The following is a 26,334-nucleotide window of genomic DNA, read 5'->3' on the forward strand; positions in this document are numbered from 1 at the left end:
TGGAGGCGCATTATAGGGAACAGATTCTTTCTGGCAACCCCTCACCGGCAATAAAATTGCAAAAAACTGCTCTTTTTTAGTTATTCATCTCCAGCCACAGCTTTTATACAAACTTATCCACAGAAATAGCCTTCAGATTGTTAGAATGGCTGAAAACAAGGAGGCCAAGATGGACTTGCGACTGAGACCCTACAAGGGAAAACGCCCGCAATTGGACAAACGGGCATATGTAGATCCCTGCGCAACACTGGTGGGCGATATCGAGCTGGCCGACAATGCTCAAATGAACTGAGCAAGCCATTCACCATTTTGCCAGACTCGGGAACAACTCTTACTCCTTATATAGAAGAAGTTGAATCATGAGATATGGCAGCTGAGGCAGCTGAGGCAGTTGAGGCAGTTGAGGCAGTTGAGGCAGTTGAGGCAGTATCAGATTTATTAAAAGAAAAGCCGGGACAAGCCCGGCTTTTTCTTTATCACTCAGCAGCTGCTTCAGCAGCGGCCGGGCGGTCTACCAGCTCAATATAAGCCATAGGGGCGTTGTCGCCTGCACGGAAACCGCATTTCAGAATGCGAGTATAACCGCCGGCGCGCTCCAGGTAGCGCGGGCCCAGTTCATTGAACAACTTAGCCACGATCGCGTTATCGCGAGTACGGGCAAATGCCAGGCGACGATTAGCAACGCTATCAGTCTTGGCAAGGGTGATCAGCGGTTCAACTACACGACGCAGCTCTTTTGCCTTAGGCAGAGTCGTCTTGATGATCTCATGACGAACCAGGGAGCTGGCCATGTTGCGGAACATTGCCTGACGATGGCTGCTGTTCCGGTTCAGTTGACGACCACTCAAACGATGGCGCATGACCTTATCCTTCTAACTAAATCTGTGAAACCCGTAATCTGGATTACTCGTCAGCGATGCTGGCGGGCGGCCAGTTCTCAAGGCGCATGCCAAGAGACAGACCACGGGAGGCCAACACGTCCTTGATCTCAGTCAGGGACTTCTTACCGAGGTTAGGAGTTTTAAGCAACTCAACTTCGGTACGCTGTACCAGATCACCAATATAGTGGATAGCTTCTGCCTTCAGACAGTTCGCAGAACGAACTGTCAGCTCCAAATCATCGACAGGACGTAGCAGAATCGGATCAAACTCGGGTTTCTCTTCTTTCTTCTCGGGCACGCTGACATCGCGCAGATCCACGAAGGCTTCCAGTTGCTCAGCCAAAATAGTGGCAGAACGACGGATGGCTTCTTCAGGATCCAGAGTACCATTGGTCTCCATGTCGATGACCAGCTTGTCCAAGTCGGTACGCTGTTCCACACGTGCTGCCTCAACATTGTAGGCAATACGAACGATGGGGCTGAACGCGGAGTCCAGCAGCAGGCGACCGATAGGACGCTCTTCATCATCGTTGTGAACACGAGCAGAAGCAGGCACATAACCACGACCGCGCTGAACTTTCAGGCGCATGCTGATTTCAGCATTGGCACCAGTCAGGTGGCAGATTACGTGCTCCGGGTTTACGATCTCGACTTCATCACCGTGAGTGATATCACCTGCGGTAACGGGGCCTGTTCCAGACTTGGTCAGGGACAGAGTTACCTCGTCCTTGCCTTCCAGCTTCACAGCGATACCTTTCAGGTTGAGCAGGATTTCAAGAATGTCTTCCTGTACACCTTCTTTGCTGCTGTACTCATGCAGTACACCGTCAATTTCGACTTCAGTAACTGCACAACCGGGCATAGAAGACAGCAAAATACGACGCAGGGCGTTACCCAGCGTGTGACCAAAGCCACGCTCAAGTGGCTCAAGAGTCACTTTTGCATGAGTCGGGCTAACTTGCTCGATGTCAACTAGCCGCGGTTTAAGAAAATCTGTTACAGAACCCAGCATTGTGTCCTCTCTTTAGAAGCTAGCTTTACTTGGAGTAAAGCTCGACGATCAGCTGTTCGTTAATGTCGGCAGACAGGTCGGAACGCTCCGGCAGGCGCTTGAAGGCACCTTCCATTTTAGCGGCATCAACCTCTACCCAAGTCGGCTTCTCGCGCTGACCAGCAACCTCGAGGGCAGCTTTGATACGCGCTTGCTTCTTAGCCTTCTCACGAACGCAGATCACGTCCTCAGGGGAAACCTGGAAAGAAGGAATGTTCACAACGCGGCCGTTTACCATGATGGCCTTGTGGCTCACCAGCTGACGAGATTCAGCGCGGGTAGCACCGAAGCCCATGCGGTATACGACGTTGTCCAGACGACCTTCCAGCAGCTGCAACAGGTTTTCACCGGTGTTACCCTTTTGACGGGCAGCGTCGCGGTAGTAGTTGCGGAACTGTTTTTCCAATACGCCGTAGATACGACGAACTTTTTGTTTCTCGCGCAGTTGCACACCGTAGTCGGACAGACGCGGCTTACGGGCGCCGTGCTGACCAGGAGCGGTGTCAATCTTGCACTTAGAATCAATCGCGCGAACACCAGACTTCAGGAAGAGGTCTGTGCCCTCACGACGGCTAAGCTTAAGCTTAGGACCGATATATCTTGCCATCTTCTTTCTCCAACAATCCTAGACCAAGTAGCTACCAGCGTTACACGCGGCGCTTCTTGGGAGGACGACAACCGTTGTGCGGGATCGGAGTCACATCAGTAATGTTAGTGATGCGGAAACCAGCCGCGTTCAGGGCGCGGATGGAAGACTCACGACCGGGACCCGGACCTTTGACCATGACTTCCAGGTTCTTGACGCCATATTCTTTGGCCATCTCACCAGCGCGTTCAGCAGCTACCTGAGCAGCGAACGGGGTGGACTTACGAGAACCACGGAAACCGGAACCACCAGAAGTAGCCCAAGACAGAGCATTGCCCTGACGGTCAGTAATGGTCACGATTGTGTTGTTGAAAGATGCATGAACGTGCGCAATACCGTCGCTCACTTGCTTTTTAACGCGCTTGCGAGCACGAGTCGGAGTTTTAGCCATTTTCTACCTTCCCGTTACTTCTTGATAGCCTTGCGCGGACCCTTACGGGTACGAGCGTTGGTCTTGGTACGTTGACCACGAACAGGCAGGCTACGACGGTGACGCAAACCACGGTAGCAACCCAGATCCATCAAACGCTTGATGTTCATGGAAATCTGACGACGCAGGTCACCTTCAACGGTGAATTTACCTACTTGTTCACGCAGACTCTCGATCTGAGCTTCGTCCAGGTCTTTAATTTTCACATTCTCAGCGATACCGGCTGCGGCACAGATGGCCTTGGAGCGGGTACGACCGACGCCATAAATAGCAGTCAAAGCGATGACTGCATGCTTATGGTCAGGAATGTTAATGCCAGCGATACGGGCCACTATTCACTCCTACATAAAGTAGATTACGACCACCACAAAGCCCGTGAGCGGATACGTGGCGGTCAACCAATACACAACAAAAGTTGGCTGGCTATATTAGCCAGCACAACTATTTGTTGCAAGTACTAACCGTAAAAAATTAGCCTTGACGCTGTTTATGCTTAGGCTCGCTGCAAATCACACGCACCACACCGTGACGCTTGATGATTTTGCAGTTACGGCAGATTGCCTTAACGGAAGCACGAACTTTCATTGCTTAACTCCGTAACTACGCCGACCTTTAGCGGCCGTAGCCCTTCAGGTTGGCCTTCCTCAGGACATCACCATATTGATGAGACATCATATGGGTCTGAACCTGAGCCATGAAGTCCATGATAACCACCACGATAATCAGCAGCGAGGTGCCACCGAAGTAGAACTGTACGTTCCAGGCAGTCATCAAGAACTGGGGTACCAGACAGATAAAGGTTATATAGAGTGCACCTGCCAATGTCAGGCGAGTCATAACCTTATCGATATAACGTGCTGTCTGCTCGCCCGGGCGAATCCCCGGGATAAAGGCTCCACTCTTCTTCAGGTTATCTGCTGTCTCGCGGGGGTTGAACACCAGCGCGGTATAGAAGAAGCAGAAGAAGATAATGGCTGCTGCATAGAGCATCTCGTAAAGCGGCTGACCCGGCTGCAGGACCATAGAGACCTGTTGCAGGATATCGGCTACTTTACCCTCGCCCTGACCAAACCAAGAGGTAATGGTCCCCGGGAAAAGGATGATGCTGGATGCGAAAATCGCAGGAATCACACCAGCCATGTTGACTTTCAACGGCAGGTGCGTGCTTTGCGCGGCGAATACCTGGCGGCCTTGTTGACGCTTGGCATAGTTGACGACGATACGACGCTGACCACGCTCCACGAACACCACAAAGTAAGTCACTGCGAAAACAATCAAGCCCAGCAACAACAACAGCAGGATGTGCAATTCCCCTTGACGTGCCTGTTCGGCCGTAGCGCCAATGGCATGCGGCAGACCGGCAACGATACCTGTGAAAATAATCAACGAGATACCATTACCAATCCCACGCTCGGTAATCTGCTCACCCAACCACATCAAGAACATGGTACCGGTGACCAGACTCACAACCGCTGTGAAATAGAAGCCCAGACCCGGATTAGTCACGAGTCCATGCATCATATTCGGCAGACCGGTTGCAATACCAATGGCCTGGAAAGTTCCCAAAACCAGCGTGCCCCAACGGGTATATTGGCTAATCTTGCGACGGCCGGATTCACCCTCTTTCTTGAGTTCAGCAAGAGCGGGATGAACCACAGTCAGCAGCTGGATAATGATCGACGCCGAAATGTACGGCATGATCCCCAACGCAAGAATAGAAGCACGCGAGAGTGCACCACCACTGAACATGTTGAACATCTCAATGATGGTGCCCTTCTGTTGCTGGAACAACTCGGCCAGTACGGCGGCGTCAATACCAGGAATCGGCACATAAGAGCCTGCACGGAAAACGATAATCGCCCCGAGAACGAAGAGCAGACGGCTCTTCAGTTCACTCAGACCACCCTGTGCTTTAACATCCAATCCTGGTTTCTTAGCCATTGTACTGATTATTCCTCGATTTTACCGCCAGCGGCCTCGATGGCTGCGCGTGCACCTTTGGTGACGGACAGACCACGAACGGTCACAGCACGGTCAATGTTGCCAGACAGAACAACTTTAGCGAACACGATGTTTTTAGTAATAACACCGGCTTGCTTCAGAGTGCTCACGTCGACCACATCACCTTCTACCAGGGCGATTTCGTTCAGGCGCACTTCGGCAGAAACCAAAGATTTGCGAGAGAAGAAACCGAACTTCGGCAGACGGATTTTCAAAGGCATCTGGCCGCCTTCGAAACCGTTGCGAACTTTGCCGCCACCGGAACGAGAGGTTTGGCCTTTAACACCACGACCACCAGTCTTGCCCAGGCCGGAGCCGATACCACGGCCACGACGATGTTTTTCAGGCTTGGAACCAGCGGCCGGAGACAGAGTGTTCAGACGCATGCTTAGCCCTCCACCTTAACCATGTAATAAACCTGGTTGATCATACCGCGTACGCAGGGAGTATCTTCCAGCTCAACGGTGTGACCAATGCGACGCAGACCCAGACCACGCAGAGTCGCCTTGTGCTTGGGCAGACGGCCGATAGAGCTGCGAGTTTGAGTTACTTTTACAGTGTTAGCCATGTCGCATTACCCCAGAATTTCTTCAACGCGCAGACCACGCTTGGCAGCGATCTGTTCCGGTGATTGACCGTGAACCAGAGCGTCTACAGTTGCGCGAACAACGTTGATTGGGTTGGTGGAACCGTAGGTCTTAGCCAGCACGTTGTGGATACCAGCAACTTCCAGAACAGCACGCATAGCGCCGCCTGCGATGATACCAGTACCTTGAGAGGCCGGCTTCATGAACACGGTGGAACCGGAGTGAACACCTTTCACCGGGTGGTGCAGGGTGCCGTTGTTCAGCTCAACCTTGTTCAGGTTACGCTTGGCCTGTTCCATTGCTTTTTGAATAGCAGCCGGAACTTCACGGGCTTTACCGTAACCGTAACCTACACGGCCGTTACCATCACCCACCACGGTCAACGCGGTGAAGGACATGATACGACCACCTTTAACAGTTTTCGAAACACGGTTTACTGCAATCAGCTTTTCTTGCAGTTCGCCGGCTTGAGATTCGACTTTAGCCATCTTCGACTCCTAGCTTAGAACTGAAGACCAGCGTCACGTGCAGCAGCTGCCAGAGCAGCGATACGGCCGTGATACTTGAAACCGGAACGATCGAAAGATACGTTCTGAACGCCTTTGGCAATAGCACGCTCAGCGATAGCTTTACCTACAGCGGTAGCAGCATCTGCGTTACCGGTGTATTTCAGAGCTTCACTGATGGCTTTCTCTACTGTGGAAGCAGAGGCCAGAACTTCGGAACCGTTGGCTGCAATAACCTGCGCATAGATATGACGCGGGGTACGGTGAACAACCAGACGGGTAGCTCCCAGTTCCTGCATCTTTTTCCGAGCACGAGTAGCACGACGGAGACGAGCTGCTTTCTTGTCCATAGTGTTACCTTACTTCTTCTTAGCTTCTTTAGTACGCACTTGCTCGTTGGCATAGCGTACACCCTTGCCCTTGTAGGGCTCCGGAGCGCGGTAAGCACGGATATCGGCGGCGACTTGGCCAACCAGCTGCTTGTCAACGCCACGCAGAACGATTTCGGTCTGGGACGGGCACTCAGCGGTTACACCAGCCGGCAGCTCATGCTCTACCGGGTGAGAGAAGCCCAGAGCCAGAGCGACAGCATTGCCCTTGATGGAGGCTTTGTAACCTACACCAACCAGCTGCAGCTTGCGCTCGAAGCCTTGGGTAACACCGATTACCATGTTGTTGACCAATGCACGGGCAGTACCGGCCTGAGCGTCAGCACCAGCGATGCCGTCGCGCGGGGCGAACTTGAGTACATTGTCTTCTTTGGTCACTTCTACACCGGCGTGAATAGAACGAACCAGGGAACCTTTACCACCTTTGATGGACAGTTCCTGACCGTTCAGAGTCACTTCTACGCCAGCAGGAATAGTGACGGGTGCCTTAGCAACGCGAGACATTTCCGACCTCCTATTAAGCGACGTAGCAGATGATCTCACCACCCATGCTTGCTTTGCGAGCAGCACGGTCGGTCATCACACCTTTAGACGTGGACACGATAGCAACACCGAGACCGCCCATAACTTTCGGCAGATCAGTAGTGCGCTTGTAAATACGCAGGCCGGGACGGCTCACGCGTTGGATCAGTTCTACAACCGGCTTGCCCTGGAAATATTTCAGTTCAATTTCCAGTTCCGGCTTCACGTCACCAGCTACGGTGTAGCCAGCGATGTAACCTTCTTCTTTCAGCACTTTGGCAATAGCCACTTTCAGCTTGGAAGAAGGCATGGAAACCGCAACTTTGCTCGCCGCCTGACCGTTACGGATGCGGGTCAGCATATCCGCGATCGGATCTTGCATGCTCATAGTCTAACTCCCGAGATTCTTTACCAAGAGGCCTTTTTCAGGCCCGGAATTTCGCCCTTCATGGCATGCTCACGCACCTTGATGCGAGACAGGCCAAACTTGCGCAGGAAACCGTGCGGACGACCAGTAATGTTGCAACGGTTACGCTGACGGGACGGACTGGAATCACGGGGCAGCTGTTGCAGTTGCAGAACAGCATCCCAACGCGCTTCTTCAGAAGCGTTCATATCAACGATGATAGCTTTGAGCTCGGCACGCTTGGTCGCGTACTTGGCTACCAGCTTGGCACGCTTTGCTTCGCGCGCTTTCATGGATGTTTTAGCCATAACCCTAACCTTACTTGCGGAATGGGAAGTTAAAGGCAGCCAGCAGAGCACGGCCTTCTTCATCGGTATTCGCGGAAGTGGTGATGGTGATATCCAAACCACGGACGCGATCGACTTTGTCATAGTCGATTTCCGGGAAGATGATCTGCTCACGCACGCCCATGGAGTAGTTACCACGACCGTCGAACGCTTTAGCGTTCAGGCCACGGAAGTCACGGATACGCGGTACGGAGATGCAGATCAGCCGTTCCAGGAACTCCCACATACGCTCGCCACGCAGGGTTACTTTACAACCTATCGGGTAGCCTTCACGAATCTTGAAGCCCGCAACAGATTTGCGAGCTTTGGTGATCAGCGGCTTCTGACCGGAAATGGCGGCCATATCGGCAGCAGCATTTTCCAGCAACTTCTTGTCAGAGATCGCTTCACCAACACCCATGTTCAGGGTGATTTTCTCGATCCGAGGGACTTGCATGATAGTCTTGTAACCGAACTGCTTGGTCAGTTCACTTACTACATCGGATTTGTAGTAATCATGCAGTTTCGCCATCGTTAAACTCCAATTACTTCACAAGTTCGCCGGTGGATTTGAAGAAACGAACTTTTTTGCCGTCTTCAATCCGGAAACCAACGCGGTCAGCTTTGCCAGTGGCAGAGTTGAACAGCGCTACGTTAGATACATCGATGGGGGCTTCTTTGGTGACGATACCGCCAGCCTGACCCAGTGCGGGTACCGGCTTCTGGTGTTTCTTCACCTGGTTGATGCCTTCCACGATTACCTTACCTTTAGCAATCAGAACTTGAGTGACTTTGCCACGCTTGCCCTTGTCTTTGCCGGTAAGAACAATCACTTCGTCTTCGCGACGGATTTTAGCTGCCATCGTTCGACTCCTTACAGTACTTCGGGTGCCAGGGACACAATCTTCATGAACTTCTCATTACGCAGTTCACGGGTCACCGGGCCAAAAATACGAGTACCGATCGGCTGTTGGTTGTTGTTAAGCAACACAGCCGCATTGTTGTCGAAACGGATGACTGAGCCGTCCGGACGACGAACGCCTTTACGGGTGCGTACGACCACCGCGTTATACACATCACCTTTCTTCACTTTACCGCGAGGAATAGCTTCCTTGATGGAAACTTTGATGATGTCGCCGATGCCGGCGTAACGGCGGTGCGAACCACCCAGAACCTTAATACACATTACACTGCGAGCGCCGGAGTTGTCGGCAACACCCAGCATACTTTGCATCTGGATCATCTTAGTGCTCCGCTTTGTTTACTTCTTATCCCTTTCGGGATCTGGCTGCCTTCAAAAGGCGCGAAACTATAACACAGGATTTTTAGAAAAGGTAGCCTAAAAAACAAACGGCCCCTGAAAGGGGCCGTTTGGGCTAAAAAGTACCGATTAGGCCTTTTCTACAACGGCAACCAGGGTCCAGGACTTGGTCTTGGACAGCGGGCGGCATTCGCGGATTTCCACGAGGTCACCAGCTTTGCACTCGTTGTTTTCATCATGTACGTGCAGCTTGGTAGTGCGCTTGATGATCTTACCGTAGATCGGGTGCTTTACCTTGCGCTCGATGGCAACAGTGATGGACTTGTCCATCTTGTCGCTGATTACACGACCCTGCAGAGTACGGATTTTGTCAGTCATTACGCACCTGCCTTCTCAGTCAGTACAGTCTTGATACGTGCGACGTCACGACGCACTTGTTTCAGAGTGTGAGTCTGAGCCAGTTGGCCGGTGGAAGCTTGCATGCGCATGTTGAATTGCTCACGCAGCAGGCCCAGCAGCTCCTGGTTCAGTTCTTCGACGCTCTTTTGACGCAGATCTTGGGCTTTCATCACATCACCGTCTTAATTACGAAAGTGGTCTGAACAGACAGCTTGGCTGCGGCCAGGGCGAACGCTTCACGCGCCAGAGCCTCAGGTACACCGTCCATCTCGTACAGAACCTTGCCAGGCTGGATCGGGCAAACCCAGTATTCCACGTTACCCTTACCTTTACCCATACGAACTTCGAGGGGCTTTTCGGTAATCGGCTTGTCCGGGAACACACGGATCCAGATCTTACCCTGACGCTTAACGTGACGGGTCATGGCACGACGGGCTGCTTCGATTTGACGAGCAGTCAGCTGACCACGAGATGTCGCCTTCAGGCCAAAGGTACCGAAGGATACTTCGTTACCAGAGGTGGCCAGACCGCGGTTACGACCTTTGTGGGTCTTGCGGAATTTAGTACGCTTTGGTTGCAACATTTACCGAATCTCCTTACTTGGCAGCGCGGCGCTTGTTGTCACGCTTGGGCTTCGCAGGAGCTTGCTCTTGAGCAGCGGCAGCGTTGACAGCAGCCAGACCGCCCAGAACTTCGCCCTTGAAGATCCAAACTTTAACGCCGATCACACCGTAAGTGGTGTGGGCTTCAGAAGTTGCGTAGTCGATGTCGGCACGCAGGGTGTGCAACGGCACACGACCTTCACGGTACCATTCGGTACGCGCGATTTCAGCGCCGCCCAGACGACCGGAAACTTCCACTTTGATGCCCTTGGCACCCAGGCGCATTGCGTTCTGTACGGCGCGCTTCATAGCACGACGGAACATTACACGACGCTCCAGCTGGGAAGTGATGCTGTCGGCAACCAGTTTGCCATCCAGCTCCGGCTTGCGGACTTCGGAAATGTTGATCTGAGCAGGCACGCCAGCAATAGTGGCTACAGCTTTGCGCAGCTTCTCAACGTCTTCGCCTTTCTTACCGATCACAACACCCGGACGAGCGGTGTGAATGGTCACACGGATGCTCTTGGCCGGACGCTCGATGGTGATCTTGGACAAGGACGCGTTTTTCAGTTCCTTGGTCAGGAACTGGCGTACTTGAAAATCGCTGTACAGGTTGTCAGCGAAGTCTTTGGTGTTCGCGAACCAGGTAGAATTCCAAGGCTTGGTAATACCCAGGCGAATGCCATTAGGATGTACTTTCTGACCCATTGCTTATCTCCCAGCCTTAGCGTCGGATACCACTACGGTGATGTGAGCGGTACGCTTGAGGATACGATCCGCGCGACCTTTGGCACGAGGACGGATGCGCTTCATGGAGGGACCTTCGTCGACCATGATAGTAGCAACACGCAGGGCGTCGATGTCGGCGCCTTCGTTGTGCTCAGCGTTTGCAATGGCAGATTCCAGCACTTTCTTCACCAGAACAGCAGCCTTTTTCGGGCTGAAGGTCAGGATGTTCAGAGCCTTGTCTACGGACAGACCACGTACTTGATCGGCTACCAGACGAGCTTTCTGGGCAGAAGTACGGGCATAACGGTGTTTAGCGATAGCTTCCATCATTTATCCCTTAGCGCTTCTTAGCCTTCTTATCAGCAGCATGGCCGCGATAAGTACGAGTCGGTGCGAATTCACCCAGTTTGTGACCGATCATTTCTTCGGTAACGAAAACCGGAACGTGCTGACGACCATTATGGACAGCGATGGTCAAACCGATCATGTTCGGGATGATCATTGAACGACGGGACCAGGTTTTAACCGGCTTTTTATCCCCGCTTTCCACCGCTTTCTCTACCTTCTTCAGCAAGTGCAGGTCGATAAATGGACCCTTCTTGAGAGAACGTGGCATGGTGATTCCTCTATGTTAACAATTACTTGTTACGACGACGTACGATGTACTTGTCGGTACGCTTGTTCTTACGGGTCTTGAAGCCTTTAGCCTTCTGGCCCCATGGGGACACAGGCTGCATGCCCTTGTTACGACCCTCACCACCACCGTGCGGGTGGTCAACCGGGTTCATCGCCATACCGCGAACGGTCGGACGAATACCACGCCAGCGGTTTGCACCGGCTTTACCCAGTTGACGCAGCATGTGCTCGGAGTTACCGACTTCGCCGATGGTAGCGCGGCACTCGGCCAGAACTTTACGTACTTCGCCGGAACGCAGACGCAGAGTTACATAGTTACCTTCACGAGCCAGGATCTGGATGAAAGTACCAGCGGAACGAGCCAGCTGGGCACCTTTACCAGGCTTCATCTCAACAGCGTGAACGGTAGAACCGACCGGGATGTTGCGCATCGGCAGGGTGTTACCTACCTTGATTGCGGCATCAGCACCAGAAGCGATTGCATCACCAGCTTTCAGGCCTTTCGGAGCCAGGATGTAACGACGCTCACCGTCTGCATACAGCACCAGGGCGATGTTTGCGGTACGGTTCGGATCGTATTCCAGGCGCTCAACTTTAGCCGGGATACCGTCTTTGTCGCGCTTGAAGTCGACCAGACGGTAGTGCTGCTTGTGACCACCGCCGATGTGGCGAGTGGTGATGCGGCCGTTGTTGTTACGACCACCGGTTTTGTCTTTCTTGTCCAGCAGAGCTGCAAAGGGCTTACCCTTGTACAGTTCCTGGTTGACGATCTTGACGACGTGGCGGCGGCCCGGAGAAGTAGGCTTGCACTTAACGATTGCCATTTTTCAGAACTCCTCTTACTCGGCTGCGCCCATGAAGTCGATGTCCTGACCAGCTTTCAGGGTCACATAAGCCTTTTTCCAATCGGAACGACGGCCTACGCGTGCACCTGCGCGCTTGGTCTTACCCTTCATGTTCAGGGTACGGACGGTCTCAACTTCGACCTCGAACAGTTTCGCAACTGCAGCTTTGACTTCCGCCTTGGTGGCATCAACAGCAACTTTGAACACGATAGTGTTCTGCTTTTCTGCAACCATGGTGCTCTTTTCAGAGATGTGCGGAGCCTTCAGAACTTTCAGCAGACGCTCTTCACGGATCATGCCAGCATCTCCTCGATTTGCTTAACTGCGTCAGCAGTCATCAGAACCTTGTCGAAAGCGATCAGGCTGACCGGGTCGATACCGGCAACGTCACGCACGTCAACTTTGTACAGGTTGCGAGCAGCCAGGAACAGGTTCTCATCGACTTCAGCAGTCACGATCAGAACGTCAGTCAGTTCCATTTCTTTCAGCTTGGCGATCAGTTCTTTGGTCTTCGGAGCTTCGATGCCGAACTTCTCAACAACGATCAGGCGCTCTTGACGTACCAGCTCGGACAGGATGCTACGGATAGCGCCGCGGTACATCTTCTTGTTTACTTTCTGGCTGTGATCTTGCGGCTTAGCTGCAAAAGTCACACCACCGGAACGCCAAATGGGCGAACGGATGGAGCCAGCACGGGCACGACCAGTACCCTTCTGACGCCACGGCTTTTTGCCGCCACCAGACACTTCAGAGCGAGTCAGCTGCGCACGAGTACCCTGACGGGCACCAGCGGCATAAGCAACGACAACCTGGTGAACCAGAGCTTCGTTGAATTCGCGCCCGAAGGTAGTCTCGGAAACTTCAAGAGCGCTCTTGGCGTCTTTCATTACCAATTCCATTACTATCTCCTCAGACGTTACGCTTTGACGGCAGGTTTAACGATCACGTTGCCGTTGGTTGCACCCGGTACTGCACCTTTGATGAGCAGCAGGTTGCGTTCAGCGTCAACACGAACCAGTTCCAGGTTCTGAGTCGTTACACGCTCAGCACCCATGTGACCAGCCATCTTTTTGCCCTTGAATACACGGCCCGGGGTCTGGTTTTGACCGATGGAGCCAGGTACACGGTGGGACAGAGAGTTACCGTGGGTCATATCCTGGGTACGGAAGTTCCAGCGCTTAACAGTACCGGCAAAACCTTTACCCTTGGATGTGCCGGTAACGTCTACCAGCTTAACGTCAGCGAGAAGATCTACTTTCAGCTCGCTACCAACAGTGAAAGTTTCACCGTTGTTCAGGCGGAATTCCCACAGACCGCGACCGGCTTCTACACCAGCTTTGGCGAAGTGGCCAGCTTCCGGCTTGGTTACGCGGCTAGCTTTCTTGGAGCCAGTGGTAACCTGAATAGCGTTGTAGCCGTCGGTTTCTACAGATTTGACCTGAGTTACACGGTTAGCTTCAACTTCGATAACAGTCACCGGGATAGAAACGCCATCTTCAGTGAAGATGCGAGTCATACCCACTTTGCGACCTACAAGACCGATTGTCATTGTTATCAACCTCTTTCCGTAATTAACCCAGGCTGATCTGGACGTCTACACCAGCTGCCAGATCCAGACGCATCAGGGCGTCTACGGTCTTGTCAGTCGGCTCGACGATGTCTACCAGACGCTTGTGAGTGCGGATCTCGTACTGATCACGCGCGTCTTTGTTGACGTGCGGGGAGATCAGAACGGTGAAACGCTCTTTGCGAGTCGGCAGCGGGATAGGACCGCGAACCTGCGCGCCAGTGCGCTTAGCAGTTTCAACGATTTCCGCAGTGGACTGATCAATCAGGCGATGATCAAAAGCCTTCAGGCGGATACGGATTCTTTGGTTCTGCATTGACAGAGCTCCAATAGATAAAAGAACATAAATCAACACCGCCCGACCGAGATTTATCCCGCCAGAGGTGTGATTTTTCACGTTTCTCCCCATATCGGGGAGACTGTATGGCTGGTTCCCACAAAGGGGATACTCAGCAAGCAGACATATCGTCTGGCTAGCCTCATGGGCAAGCGGAGGGGATTATACGGATTTTTCAAATTTGCGCAAGTGAAGGCGAACAGATTGTGCGCAATTTTATGTGACAGATGGATCTCGCACTCACCGCCTCTGCTCCCCCTGCCGGCAGCACTGACGACAAGCCGGCAAGCAGACTGGTAGACTGGGCTCCGCCTTCGTCAATGGAACGACTCCCACATGATCAAAGATCAAAAGAAAGCCTATCAATATGGCCTCTGTGCCGTTGCGCTCTGGTCGACGGTCGCCAGTGCCTTCAAGATATCGCTCACCTACTTTGAACCGGTGCAACTGCTACTGGTCGCGGCGTTTACCTCGACGCTGACGCTGACCGCCATCGTGGCCAAACAGGGTAAACTGGGTCTGCTGCGCAACTACCTCAAAGCTCGTCCGCTCTACTATCTGGCGCTGGGCGTGCTCAATCCCTTTCTCTATTACCTGCTGCTGTTCAAGGCCTATGATCTGCTGCCTGCCCAGCAGGCGCAAACCCTCAACTACACCTGGGCCATCACCCTCAGTCTGCTGGCCGTTCCCTTCCTCGGTCAGAAACTGCGTCGCCGCGATGGCGTCGCCATCGTGCTTGGCTACTTTGGCGCGCTGGTGATCGCCACCAAGGGGGATGTATTCGGCCTGCAGTTCGACAGCCCGCTCGGCGTAACGCTGGCGCTGGTGTCGACTCTGATCTGGGCCAGCTACTGGATCCTCAATACCCGCAATCAGGGGGATCCCGTTGTCAGCTTGCTGCTTGGCTTCATCATCAGCCTGCCCTTTATCGTCGTTGCGACCTGGCTGCTTTCCGATTTTGCCATGACCGCCTGGCAGGGATGGGCAGGCGCCATCTATGTAGGGCTGTTCGAGATGGGTTTCGGTTTCGTGCTCTGGTTGATGGCGCTACGCCACGCTACCAACACTGCCCCCATCAGCAACCTTATCTTCATCTCGCCGTTTGCCTCGCTGGTGCTGCTCAACCTGCTCATCGGCGAAACCATTCACCCCGCCACCCCTATCGGGCTGGCCCTGATCGTTGCGGCCCTGCTCATCCAGCAGCTGAAATATGGCAAGCGCTACCGCAATACCGCCAAGCCACAAGCCTGACTAAGCAGAAGGGGCGTATCTCTCGATACGCCCCTTCTCTCAATCCATCCACTCCTGCGGCTGGTTCTTGGGTAACCGCAGCTCGACCAGCAAGCCACCCAGCTCGGATCGCCCCAGCCTGATAGTGCCGTGATGCTGAGCCATGATCTTGGCGACGATGGCCAGTCCCAGCCCACTCCCTCCCACGGTGCGAGCCACATTCCCCTGAGTAAACGGCTTGAGTACCCGGGTGTAGTCCTGCTCGGGGATACCCGGGCCATCATCGGACAAACGCAGGCGAACCCAGTGACCATCGTCTTTCAGCTCGGCATGCAGAGTACCTGCCCCATAGCGTAACGAGTTGCCCGCCAAGTTGGTCAGCACCCGCCGCATGCTGACCGGGTTGCAGATGACTCGCACCGCGTCCTTCGGCAGGGCGAGATCAACCTCCAGTCCCTGCTCGGCATGCATCAGCAAGGTGTCGTGTACCAGCTGGGTCAAATCGGCCGGTGAAAACTGCTGGCCTTCATCGGGACGGATGTAGTCGATGAACTGGTCGATGATAGCGTTGGATTCATCGATATCGGAGTTGATGCTCTCCTTGAGGTACTCGTCCCCCGACGACATCATCTCGGTCGCGAGGCGAATGCGGGTCAGCGGGGTGCGCAGATCGTGGGAAACCCCCGCCATCATCATGTTGCGCTCCTCGATCAGGCTCTTGATGGAGTGCGACATATGGTTGAAGGTGCGGGTCAGACGGCGTACTTCACGGGACCCCTGCTCGCCCAGCGCCTCGGGGAACTCCCCTTTGGCCACCGCAACGGCCCCCTCCTCCAGATCCTCCAGCGGGCGAACCAGCTGACGGGCAAAACGCCAGGCGGCGAAGAGCGTAATGACCAGCAGCACGCTCATATAGAGTATAAGCGGCTCGATATCGTCATCTTCAATCTCGGTCAGCGGGATCCTGACCCAGGTCTTGTTGGCTTGGGGAGGCTGGATCCAGATGATGTAGTGATCCTGGATCTCGACCCGCACCTTGGTCTTGCCGCCAAGCTCGCGGCTGATGTTCTCTTCCAGATAGGCATAGGGCTTGGAGTCGTTGAGTCCATGCTGCTCCGCTTCGCTCTGGGTGTAGATATCGCTGCCGGTCGCCACATAGACCAGCGCCTCGGCGTCATCGCTCAGCGCTAGCTGATTACTCTCGACCGGGAAGATGAGTTTGACCTGATTGGCCAGCAGGTGACTGATCTGCTTGACCGTCGGGGCCAGCAGATAGTTGTAGAAGGTAACGTAGGAGACAGCTTGATAGACGATCAGCACGGCCGCCAAAAACCAGAGCATGCGTGAAAACATGCTCCCGACTTTTTTCATGCTCTTTCACCATCAGGCACAAAGACGTAGCCCAGACCCCAGACAGTCTGCAGATAACGGGGCTGGGTCGGATCCTGCTCCAGCAGGCGGCGCAGGCGCGACACCTGCACGTCGATGCTGCGCTCGGTGGCGGTGTATTCGCGGCCCCGAGCCAGATTCATCAGCTTGTCGCGGGAGAGCGGCTCGCGCGGGTGGCTCACCAGCACCTTGAGCACGGCAAATTCACCGCTGGTCAGCGCCATGGGCTCACCATCGCGGCTCAGCTCGCGGGTCGCGAGATTAAGTTGATAAACCCCGAAGTTGACCACCTTCTCGGCGGCCGAAGGGGCGCCGGGCAACTCGACGGTATGACGGCGCAGCACGGCACGGATCCTGGCCAGCAGCTCGCGCGGATTGAACGGCTTGGGCAGGTAATCATCCGCCCCCATCTCGAGTCCAACGATGCGATCGACATCATCACCCTTGGCAGTCAGCATCAAGACCGGGATCTGGTTGCCTCCCTCGCGCAAACGGCGGCAGATGGAGAGACCATCCTCGCCGGGCAGCATCAGGTCGAGCACCATCAGGCTGAAGTTTTCACGGGTCAGCAGACGATCGGCCTGCTCGCCATTGGCAACGCCACGCACCACGAACCCCTGTTCGGTGAGGTAGCGCTCCAGAAGGGAGCGTAATTTCAGATCGTCGTCCACCACCAGGACCTTGTATTGCTGCTGACTCATTGGATTGCCTCGTCGCCTTAATCTGCCTCCAATACTAGGGCGGGGCACTGCGGGAGCAAAGCATAAATATGTTACCGGTTATTGCTTGATGGTTGCGGAAGCGGAAGTCAATCGAACGAAAATCGTATTGGCCATATCTTGTCGCAGCCACCCGGAGACCATGATTTCACTCGACAGCAGAGGGACAAAAGCTAATATTCCCGTGCAGTTAGCACCACCTCTCTCTATCAGACCAGGTCAGAGATCATCATGAAGACAAAGCTGATCACCCGCGAAGGTTACAACAAACTGAAGGAAGAGCTCGATTTCCTGTGGCGTCAGGAGCGACCCGAGACCACCCGCAAGGTGGCTTGGGCGGCCAGCCTCGGTGATCGCAGCGAGAATGCCGACTACCAGTACAACAAGAAACGGCTGCGGGAGATCGACCGGAGGGTTCGTTACCTGCGCAAGTGTCTGGAAGAGCTGGGGATTGTCGATTACGCCCCCGCTCAGGAGGGCAAGGTCTTCTTCGGTGCCTGGGTCGAGGTGGAGAACGACGAGGGCGAGACCAAGCGCTTTCGCATCGTCGGCTATGACGAGATCTTCGAGCGCAAGGATTACATCTCCATCGACTCCCCCATGGCCCGCGCCCTGCTCAAGAAAGAGGTGGGCGACGAAGCCATCGTGCGTACGCCAGTCGGTGACGTCTGCTGGTATGTCAACGACATCAGCTACCCGCGCTAGCCCGTCCCCGATGCCGGCCATGTGGTTGGCATCCCCTCCTGCGCGCCCTATAGTGCTGGCACTTGGCGCCATTGAGCCAGACCCGACCACAGAGGTTCTTAACAGAAACCATGACACAGACCATCGAACATCTGATCGCCGCCGAGCTCAATGCTCGTCCGCAACAAGTCGAAGCCGCTGTACGCCTGCTGGATGAAGGCGCGACCGTGCCCTTCATCGCCCGTTACCGCAAAGAGGTGACCGGCGGTCTGGACGACAGCCAGCTGCGTACCCTGGAGAGCCGCCTCGGCTACCTGCGCGAACTGGCGGATCGCCGCCAGGTGATCCTGCGCTCCATCGAGGAGCAGGGCAAGCTGACCCCTGAGCTGGCCCGCGAGCTGAACGAAGCCGACAGCAAGACCCGGCTGGAAGACCTCTATCTCCCCTACAAACCCAAACGCCGCACCAAGGGGCAGATGGCCATCGAGGCGGGGCTGGAACCGCTGGCAGACCTGCTGCTGAGCGACCCGATGAAAGAGCCCGAACAGGAGGCGGTTCGCTTCCTCAACGCCGAGCAGGGGATCACCGACAGCAAAACAGCTCTCGATGGCGCCCGCTACATCCTGATGGAGCGCTTTGCCGAGCAGGCCGACCTGCTGGAGAAGCTGCGCGACTACCTGTGGCAAAACGCTACCCTGCGCGCTCGCGTGGTGGCTGGCAAGGAGCAGGAAGGGGCCAAGTTCAAGGACTACTTCGAGCACGATGAACCGCTGCACAAGGCCCCCTCCCACCGGGTGCTGGCCATGCTGCGCGGTCGCAACGAGGGTGTGCTCAATCTGGCGCTGGTAGCGGGTGACGATGAGGATGCCAGCCCTTGCGAGGGGATTATTGCCCATCACCTCAAGCTCAACCTGCAAAATCGCCCGGCCGACAAGTGGCTGCAAGGGGTGGTGAGCTGGACCTGGAAGATCAAGCTGTCGCTTCAAATGGAGACCGAACTGATCGGTCGCATCCGCGAGTCAGCAGAGGACGAGGCGATCAAGGTATTTGCCATGAACCTCAAGGATCTGCTGATGGCGGCTCCGGCCGGCATGCGTTGCACCATGGGGCTGGATCCCGGCATCCGTACCGGCGTCAAGGTGGCCGTGGTCGATGCTACCGGCAAGCTGGTCGATCACGCCACCATCTATCCGTTCGAACCCAAGCGCCAGATTGACCAGAGCCTCAAGACCCTGAGCGAGCTGTGCCAGAAGCACAAGGTCGAACTCATCAGCATTGGCAACGGCACCGCCTCGCGGGAGACCGACCGCCTGGTGAGCGATCTGTTCGAACGCTATCCGGCCGCCAAGGCGCAGAAGATAGTCGTGAGCGAAGCGGGGGCTTCGGTCTACTCCGCCTCCGAGCTCGCCTCTCAGGAGTTCCCGGATCTCGATGTCTCCATCCGGGGGGCCGTCTCCATCGCCCGCCGCCTGCAAGATCCGCTGGCCGAGCTGGTGAAGATCGACCCCAAGAGCATCGGCGTGGGTCAGTATCAGCACGACGTCGGCCAGAGCCAGCTGGCCCGCCGACTGGACGCCGTGGTCGAGGATTGCGTAAACGCGGTCGGGGTGGATGTGAACACCGCTTCGGTCGCCCTGCTCAACCGGGTATCCGGCCTCTCCCAGACCCTGGCCCAGAACATCGTCGCCTACCGCGACGAACACGGCGCCTTTCAGAATCGTCAGCAACTGCTGAAAGTGAGCCGGCTCGGCCCCAAGGCATTCGAGCAGTGTGCCGGTTTCCTGCGCATTCGCGGCGGCAGCAACCCGCTGGACGGCTCGGCGGTACACCCGGAATCCTACCCTGTGGTAGAGCGGATCCTCGCCAGGCTGGAACAGACAGTGGATAGCCTGCTCGGTAACAGCAGCCTGCTGCGTACCCTCAAGCCTGCTGACTACACGGACGAGCAGTTTGGTGTGCCCACCGTCACCGACATCATCGGCGAGCTGGACAAGCCGGGCCGCGACCCGCGCCCCGAGTTCAAAACCGCGACCTTCAAGGAAGGGGTGGAGAAAATCAGCGATCTGGTGCCCGAGATGGTGCTGGAGGGGGTGGTCACCAACGTCACCAACTTTGGCGCTTTCGTCGATATCGGCGTCCATCAGGATGGTTTGGTGCACATCTCCTCTCTCACCGACCGCTTCGTCAAGGATCCCCGCGAGGTGGTCAAGGCGGGTGACATCGTCCGGGTGAAGGTGCTGGAAGTGGACGTGCCGCGCAAGCGGATCAGCCTGACCATGCGTCTTGACGAGAAAGCTGGCCAGCCGGCACGCAAACCGGCCGAGCCGCGCCACTCCGGCAACGCCAAGCCGAAACCGGCACCTCGGCAGAATGCTCCGACCGAGGGCGCCATGGGCAACGCCTTCGCGGCGGCACTCTCCAAGCTAAAGAAATAAGCGCCCCAGAAATGCAAAAAGCCCCGCGAGGGGCTTTTTTGTCACAGTTACTCAGCGTTATTGGGCCAGTGCGGCCAGAATGGCGTCAGCCTCCTGATGGGCTGCCAATACTTCCCGCAGCCGGTTGAAGGCCTTGCAGGCCTCCTGCGGGTATTTGCCGTAGGAGACCACCCCTGTGTGGCTCCAGCCTGCAGCAAGCATCACTTTCTTCTTGAAACTGGTGCCCTCGGTGCCACCACCACCCAGCTGCATCAGAAATTGCTCCATCTGCAGATGGGCCGGCGGTACACGGGAGAAGGTAGTGAAATCTTCCGGTTTGACTTCATCGAAATGCATGACAGCTCCTGTAAAAATAGGATGGGCCTGATCTTCAGGTTAGTTGCAAAAATGGGGTGTGCTGCCGAAAGTTGCTGGCACTGCGTCAGATGCGCAGACTAAGTGACTGGTTTGCAGCCGGGCTCACAGACTGCTGATAGCGGTTGGCGATCACCTGATTGCGCTTGTCCATATAGGCACTCAGCACCCCATCCGCAGCACTATTGCTGCGTTCGGCTATCAGCTCTTTGCGCGCTTTGGCTTCATTAGCAGCGGCACTGCGCGCGACCGATAGGTCCTGCGCTGATGGCTCGGCAGGGGCCAGCGCTGCCGAACGGATTTGCTGCATCTTGGTGATGGTGGCAGCAGGATCACCGGGCACTGCGCTGGTATCTATCTGAACTTCACCACCGGTCGCATAGCGCTTGCCATCCGGCCCCTGTGTAAACTGGTAGGTCGGCATTCCCGCATAGCTACCGCCGGCAGAGTGGTGCGCCTGTTCGTGGGTGCGCACCTCCTGATCCCTATCAGCCAGATCCTGGACCTGCTGCTCGTGCCGCTGTTGCTGCTCCTTATTATTCGGGTCTTGTTGCTTGCGCTGACTATCCTCCCCCGTCGCTTCGACAAAACGATGGTCGAGGGGATTCTGCACGGTGGATTGGTTGCCTTCCCGGCTGCTCTGAGTGGCGGGGTTGGTGTTGGTCGCCTGACCGGCTTTGGATTTCTCTTTCTGCGAACCGACTTCAGATTCGGCAACGGAAGCCTGGCTCGAGCGCGCCTGCGGGATCAGTTCTGCCCGGCGATTATCCGTCCGAGCCGCTTCCACCTGAGGTTGCAGCTGAGTCGGAATAAGGGGTGGCAGACTGACATTGATGTTCATCTCACACCCGGATGTCGATCAGGGTTCCCATCATGTCGCTGGCAGTCTTCATCACCTTGGCGGAGGCTCCGGCTTGCAGCTCGGCAGACTTGAGGTTGATGAGCTCGTCCGGCACTTGCACCTGATCCCCGCTTGGCGCGTTGAGACGGGCAAGCTGGCCGGATGCCCGATCGGCAACCTGCTCGGCTCGCTGGAATCCCTGCAGGCCACTGTTAAAGGCGGATTCAATACGCATGGCGTTACTCCTCTGATCACAGCTTAATTATCCGCCAGACCAGAGGATTAATGAAGCTTTGCGGCTATTTTTTAGCCAACAAAATCTCGAAGGATTTCAATGAATTCGTCAGGGTGGGAAATAAAAGGTGCATGTGAGGCCTTGCTGAAGGTGACGCTTCGACTAGCGGGATAGAGTTCATCCAGCAGAGGAATGGCCGCTTTGGGCACCAGTGAATCCAGCCGACCATAGATGCGCAGCCAGGGCAACGCCAGGGATACCAGGTCATCGCGCAGATCAATATCAGCCAGCAAACCGAGCCCCGCTTCCAGTGCTGCGAACTGGGGAGCAGGTCGTTCCGCAAGCCAGTGGCGCAGCTGGCGGATATCGTCCCGGGCATGCTCGCTGCCCATCGCCTGGATCGCCAGAAAGCGCTCTATGGTCTGGCGAAAATCCCCCGCCAGCATCTGGTTGAAACCGGTCAGCACCTTGGGGACAATTCCGGGCCACTCGTCCCGTGCCATAAAGCAGGGAGAGCTGGCTACAGTGATCAGGGAGTGCAGCCGCTCGGGATGAGTCAGCGCCAGCCGGCTTGCCACCAGACCTCCAAGTGACCACCCCACCAGATGACACTTCTCTGGCAACACGGTGGCGACCTGCTCCGCCAGCCATGGCAGGGTATAGTCGACCCCCTCGGCCAACGGGCTGTTGCCAAAGCCGGGCAGATCCACCAGATGAACCCGGTAATGTACCGCCAGCTGCTGGGCGATGCCGTGCCACACTGCGCCGTTCATACCCCATCCGTGCAACAGCACCAGATCGGGTCCCTGACCAAACTGCTCTACCGATACGCTCATCTAGACTCAAGATCCCTGTTCATGCTCTTGGGGTCAGCATGTTAAAGCGCCTGCTTGCCAAAGCAAGTCCACTGTTCGGCAGCCACGCCGACTGGCAGGGGAGCTGCTTGCTCTGTCGGCAGCCTTGTGATGAGGAACCTTTGCTATGCAGCTGGTGTCGGCAGTCCCTGCATCAGCCACAGCAGCGCTGTCGACTCTGCGCTGCGCCGCTGCCGGAAGAGATACAGACCGAGCTAGTATGCGGCCGCTGCCAGCGCAGGCCACCGCCGTGGGAGCGACTCCAGGTGATCGGTGACTATCAGCCACCCTACCCGGCCCTGATCCCGCGCCTGAAGTATTCGGGGCAAATCCTGCTGGCCCCCCTGTTGGCCCGCTTGCTGGCAGATCATCTCGATTGCGATGACCTGCCGGAGGCGATTATTCCCGTCCCCCTGCACTGGTGGCGTCAGTGGTGGCGCGGCTTCAACCAGGCGGAGGAGCTCGCCTGTCATCTGAGCCAGCTAACCGGAATTCCTTGCGATAACCGGCTGCTGCTCAGGATCAGAGCGACGCCACAGCAGACCAAACTCAGCGCAGGCCAGCGGCGGCGCAATCTGCGCGGCGCATTTCATATCGCGCCACACCACTATCGTCATATCGCTCTGCTCGATGATGTGGTTACTACCGGCGCTACCGCCGGCCAGCTCACCCGCCTGCTTCATGAGAGCGGGGTCACAAAGGTGGAGGTCTGGGCCATCTGCCGCACCCAGAGGCATCTCAAGTAGCCATCGGCATGCTACCCAAGCCTTGCTAACCGCGTTATCATGAATACCCTAGTCGTACACTCAGGTTTATGAGGATAGTGATGATCAGCATTTCCGACGCCGCCCAGGCCCATTTCCGTAAACTGCTGGAAAAACAGCCTGATGGCACCAATATCCGGGTGTTTGTGGTCAATCCGGGAACCCAGAATGCCGAGTGTGGCGTATCGTATTGCCCACCCGATGCCGTGGATCCGGAAGATCAGCACCTGCCTTTCAGCGGTTTCGACTGCATGGTCGATCCCCTGAGCGCCCCCTTCCTGGTGGATGCCACCATCGACTTTGTCACCGATCAGATGGGCTCCCAGCTCACCCTGAAGGCGCCAAACGCCAAGATGCGCAAGGTTGCCGACGATGCTCCGCTGATCGAGCGCATCGAGTACACCCTCATCTCCGAGGTAAACCCCATGCTGGCCGGTCACGGCGGCAAGGTGACCCTGACCGAGCTGACCGAAGATGGCTACGCCATCCTGCAGTTTGGCGGCGGTTGCAACGGCTGCTCCATGGTCGATTACACCCTGAAAGAGGGGATCGAGAAGCAGTTGCTGGAGAAATTCCCGGGCGAGCTCAAGGGTGTCAAAGACGCCACCGAGCACCAGCGCGGCGACCACTCCTACTACTGATTTGTTGCCCTTGCGGCGCAAAGAAAAGGCCCCGCCATCCGGCGGGGCCTTTTGCATGGGCAATCGGCAGATTACTCGTCCTTCTTGTCTCGCGACAGCAGGGCGATGGCGGCCTCTTTCGGGTTTTTCCCCTCGTAGAGCACCTTGAAGATCTGTTCGCAGATGGGCATCTCGACGCCGCAGCGCGCCGCCAGCAGATGCACCTCCTTGGTGTTGCGATACCCTTCAACCACCTGACCGATCTCGGTCATGGCGGTATCGACATCTTTACCGGCGCCGAGCGCTAAGCCGAAGCGACGGTTGCGCGACTGGTTGTCGGTACAGGTGAGCACCAGATCCCCGAGTCCAGCCATCCCCATAAAGGTTTTGGCATCGGCTCCGAGCGCAGCGCCCAAACGCTGCATCTCCACCAGACCCCGGGTGATGAGCGCGGTTCTGGCATTGGCGCCAAAACCCAGCCCGTCGGAGAGACCGGCACCGATGGCGATGACGTTCTTCACCGCACCCCCCAGTTGCAGACCGACAAAGTCCGGATTGGTATAGACCCGGAACGAGCGGCCACAGTGCAACAGATGGGAGAGATCGTCGGCGAAATCATCGTGAGTCGAGGCGACCGAGATGGCGGTCGGCATGCCTGCAGCCAGCTCCCTGGCGAAGGTCGGGCCGGAGATGACCGCCAGCGGCATCTCGTCACCCAGCACCTCGCGGGCCACATCCTGCAGCAGGCGGCCGCTGTCAGGCTCCAGCCCCTTGGTGGCCCAGGCGATACGGGTATCGGGGCGCAGGAAGGGTTTGACCTGAGTCAGCACCTGGCCGAATACGTGGCTCGGCACAACCAGCAGCAGTACGGGGGCAGCCTGTACCGCCCGTTGCAGATCCGCAGTCAGTTGCAGGTCGGCGGGGAAAGGGACATCCGGCAAAAATGCCTTGTTGCAGCGATCCTGTTCCAGCTCGGCGACATGGGCAGGGTCGTGACCCCACAGCAGGGTCGGATGACCGTTGCGCGCCAGAGAAATGGCAAGGGCGGAGCCGTAAGACCCCGCCCCCAGGACCGAGATAGCGATCTGGTCAGCCATTATCAGGCTTCCGCAGTCGCCTGCTGGGCCTGAGCTTGCGCCATGTGCTGGGCAAACAGGGCATCGAAGTTGACCGGTGCCAGGTTCAGCTGCGGGAAGGAACCCTTGCTCACCATGTTGGCCACAGCTTCGCGGGCATACGGGAACAGGATGTTCGGGCAGAAGGCAGCCAGGCAGTGGGCCAGTTGCGGCTCAGGCAGGTTGCCGATGGTGAAGATACCGGCTTGCTGAACTTCGCACAGGAAGGCAGTTTCGGTTTCCAGCTTGCAGGTGACGGTCAGGGTCAGCACCACTTCGTAGACGCTGTCAGCCAGGATGTTGGTCTTGGTGTCCATGTCCAGCTTGACGTCCGGCTGCCACTCTTTCTGGAAGATGTGCGGGGTGTTGGGCGCTTCGAAAGAGACATCCTTGGTGTAGACACGCTGGATGTGGAATTCCGGTTGTACTTCCTGGTTGTTGATCTCGTCAGCCATTTCGTTTGCTTCCTTTTATATGGATAAGTGGGCACAGGCCCTGCTTGAATCAGCGTTAATCAGCGCTTCTTGGTGACCGGCAGATTTTCTGCACGCCACTGGGCCATGCCACCGCCGAGCACATATACCTGCTGGAATCCGGCCTTGCTCAGTTGACGACCTGCGCCGCCCGCAGTCATTCCCGACTCGCACACCACTATGATGGGGGCATCTTTATGCTTTTCAACCGGGCCCAGGTTGTTGCTCTGGATCTGGGTGAGGGGCAGGTGCTGGGCACCTGCCAGATGGCCCTTGGCGTACTCTTCCTGACTGCGAATATCCACCACGGTGGCGTTTTCACGGTTGATCAGCAGGGTCGCGGTGTGGTTGTTGACGGTTTTTACCGGAGAAAAACGGGCACGCACGGTGGTGTAAACCAAGGTGCCTGCCAGGCCGAACCAGGCTGCAGTCAGCAGCGGGTTGCGAGCCGCGAAATCCAAATACTCTTGCATCTTCTACTATCCAGGGATCAAGACAAG

Annotated in this window: 42 protein-coding genes and 1 pseudogene; 6 read left to right on the top strand and 37 right to left on the bottom strand. The window is 56.2% G+C overall.

The features are described from left to right. Positions 1–145: 145 nt before the first annotated feature. A pseudogene (locus tag LG31_RS20590) lies at positions 146–286 on the top strand (gamma carbonic anhydrase family protein); the annotation flags it as partial. A 190-nt stretch (positions 287–476) separates the two neighbouring features. On the opposite strand, the gene rplQ reads toward LG31_RS20590, so the two are convergent. From rplQ to rpsJ, 28 genes are all read right to left on the bottom strand, one after another. Beyond that, positions 477–860 carry a 50S ribosomal protein L17 gene (gene rplQ, locus LG31_RS0116780; RefSeq protein ID WP_005307999.1) on the bottom strand — a complete coding sequence of 128 codons (384 nt, stop codon included), beginning with the start codon at positions 858–860 and terminating at the stop codon, positions 477–479. Between the two features lie 43 nt (positions 861–903). Further along, positions 904–1,893 (bottom strand): DNA-directed RNA polymerase subunit alpha, encoded by a 990-nt coding sequence (locus LG31_RS0116785; RefSeq protein WP_005307997.1) that lies wholly within the window; start codon positions 1,891–1,893, stop codon positions 904–906. Between the two features lie 25 nt (positions 1,894–1,918). Next, positions 1,919–2,539, bottom strand: coding sequence for a 30S ribosomal protein S4 (rpsD, locus tag LG31_RS0116790; protein ID WP_005342696.1), 621 nt, complete (start codon positions 2,537–2,539; stop codon positions 1,919–1,921). 40 nt (positions 2,540–2,579) lie between these two features. Next, positions 2,580–2,969, bottom strand: a complete 390-nt coding sequence (rpsK, locus tag LG31_RS0116795) for a 30S ribosomal protein S11 (protein ID WP_005307993.1) — start codon at positions 2,967–2,969, stop codon at positions 2,580–2,582. Positions 2,970–2,983: 14 nt separating this feature from the next. Continuing rightward, positions 2,984–3,340, bottom strand: a complete 357-nt coding sequence (rpsM, locus tag LG31_RS0116800; protein WP_005307991.1) for a 30S ribosomal protein S13 — start codon at positions 3,338–3,340, stop codon at positions 2,984–2,986. Positions 3,341–3,479: 139 nt separating this feature from the next. Continuing rightward, positions 3,480–3,593 carry a 50S ribosomal protein L36 gene (gene rpmJ, locus LG31_RS20595; protein ID WP_005319705.1) on the bottom strand — a complete coding sequence of 38 codons (114 nt, stop codon included), beginning with the start codon at positions 3,591–3,593 and terminating at the stop codon, positions 3,480–3,482. Between the two features lie 27 nt (positions 3,594–3,620). Beyond that, positions 3,621–4,949: a preprotein translocase subunit SecY gene (gene secY / locus LG31_RS0116805; protein WP_005340602.1), complete on the bottom strand. Its 1,329-nt coding sequence runs from the start codon at positions 4,947–4,949 to the stop codon at positions 3,621–3,623. A gap of 8 nt (positions 4,950–4,957) precedes the next feature. Beyond that, entirely contained in the window at positions 4,958–5,395 is a 438-nt protein-coding gene (rplO, locus tag LG31_RS0116810) for a 50S ribosomal protein L15 (protein ID WP_033115582.1), read from the bottom strand. 2 nt (positions 5,396–5,397) lie between these two features. Continuing rightward, on the bottom strand, positions 5,398–5,577 hold the full coding sequence (rpmD, locus tag LG31_RS0116815; RefSeq protein ID WP_005307985.1) for a 50S ribosomal protein L30: 180 nt from the start codon (positions 5,575–5,577) through the stop codon (positions 5,398–5,400). A gap of 6 nt (positions 5,578–5,583) precedes the next feature. Next, the gene (gene rpsE / locus LG31_RS0116820) at positions 5,584–6,084 is read right to left on the bottom strand and encodes a 30S ribosomal protein S5 (RefSeq protein WP_005342686.1); all 501 of its coding nucleotides are present in this window, start codon (positions 6,082–6,084) and stop codon (positions 5,584–5,586) included. 14 nt (positions 6,085–6,098) lie between these two features. Further along, the gene (gene rplR, locus LG31_RS0116825) at positions 6,099–6,452 is read right to left on the bottom strand and encodes a 50S ribosomal protein L18 (RefSeq protein ID WP_005340606.1); all 354 of its coding nucleotides are present in this window, start codon (positions 6,450–6,452) and stop codon (positions 6,099–6,101) included. Positions 6,453–6,461: 9 nt separating this feature from the next. Beyond that, positions 6,462–6,995: a 50S ribosomal protein L6 gene (gene rplF / locus LG31_RS0116830; RefSeq protein ID WP_033115583.1), complete on the bottom strand. Its 534-nt coding sequence runs from the start codon at positions 6,993–6,995 to the stop codon at positions 6,462–6,464. 13 nt (positions 6,996–7,008) lie between these two features. Continuing rightward, the gene (rpsH, locus tag LG31_RS0116835; protein WP_033115584.1) at positions 7,009–7,401 is read right to left on the bottom strand and encodes a 30S ribosomal protein S8; all 393 of its coding nucleotides are present in this window, start codon (positions 7,399–7,401) and stop codon (positions 7,009–7,011) included. Between the two features lie 20 nt (positions 7,402–7,421). After that, the gene (rpsN, locus tag LG31_RS0116840; RefSeq protein WP_005340609.1) at positions 7,422–7,727 is read right to left on the bottom strand and encodes a 30S ribosomal protein S14; all 306 of its coding nucleotides are present in this window, start codon (positions 7,725–7,727) and stop codon (positions 7,422–7,424) included. 10 nt (positions 7,728–7,737) lie between these two features. Continuing rightward, positions 7,738–8,277, bottom strand: coding sequence for a 50S ribosomal protein L5 (gene rplE, locus LG31_RS0116845; RefSeq protein WP_033115585.1), 540 nt, complete (start codon positions 8,275–8,277; stop codon positions 7,738–7,740). A gap of 13 nt (positions 8,278–8,290) precedes the next feature. Beyond that, complete coding sequence (rplX, locus tag LG31_RS0116850) at positions 8,291–8,608, bottom strand: 50S ribosomal protein L24 (RefSeq protein ID WP_005307977.1); 318 nt, start codon at positions 8,606–8,608, stop codon at positions 8,291–8,293. 11 nt (positions 8,609–8,619) lie between these two features. Beyond that, positions 8,620–8,988, bottom strand: a complete 369-nt coding sequence (gene rplN / locus LG31_RS0116855; RefSeq protein ID WP_005307975.1) for a 50S ribosomal protein L14 — start codon at positions 8,986–8,988, stop codon at positions 8,620–8,622. A 147-nt stretch (positions 8,989–9,135) separates the two neighbouring features. After that, on the bottom strand, positions 9,136–9,384 hold the full coding sequence (gene rpsQ / locus LG31_RS0116860) for a 30S ribosomal protein S17 (protein ID WP_005307966.1): 249 nt from the start codon (positions 9,382–9,384) through the stop codon (positions 9,136–9,138). Further along, positions 9,384–9,575 (bottom strand): 50S ribosomal protein L29, encoded by a 192-nt coding sequence (rpmC, locus tag LG31_RS0116865; RefSeq protein WP_005307965.1) that lies wholly within the window; start codon positions 9,573–9,575, stop codon positions 9,384–9,386. Before rpmC ends, rpsQ begins: the two co-directional genes overlap by 1 nt. Then, entirely contained in the window at positions 9,575–9,988 is a 414-nt protein-coding gene (gene rplP / locus LG31_RS0116870; RefSeq protein WP_005340612.1) for a 50S ribosomal protein L16, read from the bottom strand. The genes rpmC and rplP overlap by 1 nt, the downstream gene beginning before the upstream one ends. Before the next feature lie 13 nt (positions 9,989–10,001). Next, the gene (rpsC, locus tag LG31_RS0116875) at positions 10,002–10,715 is read right to left on the bottom strand and encodes a 30S ribosomal protein S3 (protein WP_005307962.1); all 714 of its coding nucleotides are present in this window, start codon (positions 10,713–10,715) and stop codon (positions 10,002–10,004) included. A 3-nt stretch (positions 10,716–10,718) separates the two neighbouring features. Continuing rightward, positions 10,719–11,063 (bottom strand): 50S ribosomal protein L22, encoded by a 345-nt coding sequence (gene rplV / locus LG31_RS0116880; RefSeq protein ID WP_005319741.1) that lies wholly within the window; start codon positions 11,061–11,063, stop codon positions 10,719–10,721. Positions 11,064–11,073: 10 nt separating this feature from the next. After that, the gene (rpsS, locus tag LG31_RS0116885; protein WP_005307960.1) at positions 11,074–11,352 is read right to left on the bottom strand and encodes a 30S ribosomal protein S19; all 279 of its coding nucleotides are present in this window, start codon (positions 11,350–11,352) and stop codon (positions 11,074–11,076) included. A gap of 22 nt (positions 11,353–11,374) precedes the next feature. Further along, complete coding sequence (gene rplB / locus LG31_RS0116890; RefSeq protein WP_033115586.1) at positions 11,375–12,196, bottom strand: 50S ribosomal protein L2; 822 nt, start codon at positions 12,194–12,196, stop codon at positions 11,375–11,377. A 15-nt stretch (positions 12,197–12,211) separates the two neighbouring features. Further along, entirely contained in the window at positions 12,212–12,514 is a 303-nt protein-coding gene (gene rplW / locus LG31_RS0116895; protein WP_005307955.1) for a 50S ribosomal protein L23, read from the bottom strand. Next, positions 12,511–13,116: a 50S ribosomal protein L4 gene (gene rplD, locus LG31_RS0116900; protein WP_005340616.1), complete on the bottom strand. Its 606-nt coding sequence runs from the start codon at positions 13,114–13,116 to the stop codon at positions 12,511–12,513. The genes rplW and rplD overlap by 4 nt, the downstream gene beginning before the upstream one ends. A gap of 17 nt (positions 13,117–13,133) precedes the next feature. Then, entirely contained in the window at positions 13,134–13,766 is a 633-nt protein-coding gene (rplC, locus tag LG31_RS0116905) for a 50S ribosomal protein L3 (protein ID WP_005307947.1), read from the bottom strand. 22 nt (positions 13,767–13,788) lie between these two features. Beyond that, positions 13,789–14,100, bottom strand: coding sequence for a 30S ribosomal protein S10 (rpsJ, locus tag LG31_RS0116910; RefSeq protein WP_005307944.1), 312 nt, complete (start codon positions 14,098–14,100; stop codon positions 13,789–13,791). A gap of 357 nt (positions 14,101–14,457) precedes the next feature. On the opposite strand from rpsJ, the gene LG31_RS0116915 reads away from it, so the two are divergent. Further along, positions 14,458–15,372, top strand: coding sequence for a DMT family transporter (locus LG31_RS0116915; protein WP_033115587.1), 915 nt, complete (start codon positions 14,458–14,460; stop codon positions 15,370–15,372). A gap of 39 nt (positions 15,373–15,411) precedes the next feature. Here LG31_RS0116915 and envZ read toward each other — a convergent pair whose 3' ends face one another. Both envZ and ompR read right to left on the bottom strand, forming a co-directional pair. Continuing rightward, complete coding sequence (gene envZ / locus LG31_RS0116920) at positions 15,412–16,722, bottom strand: two-component system sensor histidine kinase EnvZ (RefSeq protein ID WP_033115588.1); 1,311 nt, start codon at positions 16,720–16,722, stop codon at positions 15,412–15,414. After that, the gene (gene ompR / locus LG31_RS0116925) at positions 16,719–17,441 is read right to left on the bottom strand and encodes an osmolarity response regulator transcription factor OmpR (protein ID WP_033115589.1); all 723 of its coding nucleotides are present in this window, start codon (positions 17,439–17,441) and stop codon (positions 16,719–16,721) included. The genes envZ and ompR overlap by 4 nt, the downstream gene beginning before the upstream one ends. Before the next feature lie 249 nt (positions 17,442–17,690). Here ompR and greB point away from each other — a divergent pair, with 249 nt between their 5' ends. Together greB and LG31_RS0116935 are read left to right on the top strand one after the other, a co-directional pair. Next, positions 17,691–18,164: a transcription elongation factor GreB gene (gene greB, locus LG31_RS0116930; protein ID WP_033115590.1), complete on the top strand. Its 474-nt coding sequence runs from the start codon at positions 17,691–17,693 to the stop codon at positions 18,162–18,164. A 110-nt stretch (positions 18,165–18,274) separates the two neighbouring features. Next, positions 18,275–20,578: a Tex family protein gene (locus LG31_RS0116935; protein WP_033115591.1), complete on the top strand. Its 2,304-nt coding sequence runs from the start codon at positions 18,275–18,277 to the stop codon at positions 20,576–20,578. 57 nt (positions 20,579–20,635) lie between these two features. On the opposite strand, the gene LG31_RS0116940 is transcribed toward LG31_RS0116935, so the two are convergent. The 4 genes from LG31_RS0116940 to bioH form a co-directional block, all read right to left on the bottom strand. Further along, positions 20,636–20,914, bottom strand: a complete 279-nt coding sequence (locus tag LG31_RS0116940; protein ID WP_033115592.1) for a hypothetical protein — start codon at positions 20,912–20,914, stop codon at positions 20,636–20,638. Positions 20,915–20,999: 85 nt separating this feature from the next. Continuing rightward, on the bottom strand, positions 21,000–21,773 hold the full coding sequence (locus LG31_RS0116945) for a putative metalloprotease CJM1_0395 family protein (RefSeq protein ID WP_033115593.1): 774 nt from the start codon (positions 21,771–21,773) through the stop codon (positions 21,000–21,002). A gap of 1 nt (position 21,774) precedes the next feature. Continuing rightward, positions 21,775–22,008: a flagellar hook protein FlgE gene (locus tag LG31_RS0116950; RefSeq protein WP_033115594.1), complete on the bottom strand. Its 234-nt coding sequence runs from the start codon at positions 22,006–22,008 to the stop codon at positions 21,775–21,777. Positions 22,009–22,079: 71 nt separating this feature from the next. Next, on the bottom strand, positions 22,080–22,844 hold the full coding sequence (bioH, locus tag LG31_RS0116955; protein ID WP_033115595.1) for a pimeloyl-ACP methyl ester esterase BioH: 765 nt from the start codon (positions 22,842–22,844) through the stop codon (positions 22,080–22,082). Between the two features lie 38 nt (positions 22,845–22,882). Between bioH and LG31_RS0116960 the strand changes: the two genes are divergently transcribed. Together LG31_RS0116960 and nfuA are read left to right on the top strand one after the other, a co-directional pair. After that, entirely contained in the window at positions 22,883–23,608 is a 726-nt protein-coding gene (locus LG31_RS0116960) for a ComF family protein (RefSeq protein WP_033115596.1), read from the top strand. An 80-nt stretch (positions 23,609–23,688) separates the two neighbouring features. Further along, complete coding sequence (gene nfuA, locus LG31_RS0116965; RefSeq protein WP_033115597.1) at positions 23,689–24,267, top strand: Fe-S biogenesis protein NfuA; 579 nt, start codon at positions 23,689–23,691, stop codon at positions 24,265–24,267. A 71-nt stretch (positions 24,268–24,338) separates the two neighbouring features. Here nfuA and gpsA read toward each other — a convergent pair whose 3' ends face one another. From gpsA to LG31_RS0116980, 3 genes are read right to left on the bottom strand one after another with little or no spacing between them, the layout of a single operon-like run. Further along, a complete protein-coding gene (gpsA, locus tag LG31_RS0116970; protein WP_033115598.1) occupies positions 24,339–25,343 on the bottom strand; it encodes an NAD(P)H-dependent glycerol-3-phosphate dehydrogenase in 1,005 nt (334 codons plus the stop codon). Between the two features lie 2 nt (positions 25,344–25,345). Next, positions 25,346–25,816 (bottom strand): protein-export chaperone SecB, encoded by a 471-nt coding sequence (gene secB / locus LG31_RS0116975; protein ID WP_033115599.1) that lies wholly within the window; start codon positions 25,814–25,816, stop codon positions 25,346–25,348. Positions 25,817–25,875: 59 nt separating this feature from the next. Next, positions 25,876–26,307, bottom strand: coding sequence for a rhodanese-like domain-containing protein (locus LG31_RS0116980; RefSeq protein WP_033115600.1), 432 nt, complete (start codon positions 26,305–26,307; stop codon positions 25,876–25,878). Positions 26,308–26,334 lie beyond the last annotated feature (27 nt).

The sequence above is a fragment of the Aeromonas lacus genome (genome assembly GCF_000764665.1).
Lineage (GTDB): Bacteria > Pseudomonadota > Gammaproteobacteria > Enterobacterales > Aeromonadaceae > Aeromonas > Aeromonas lacus.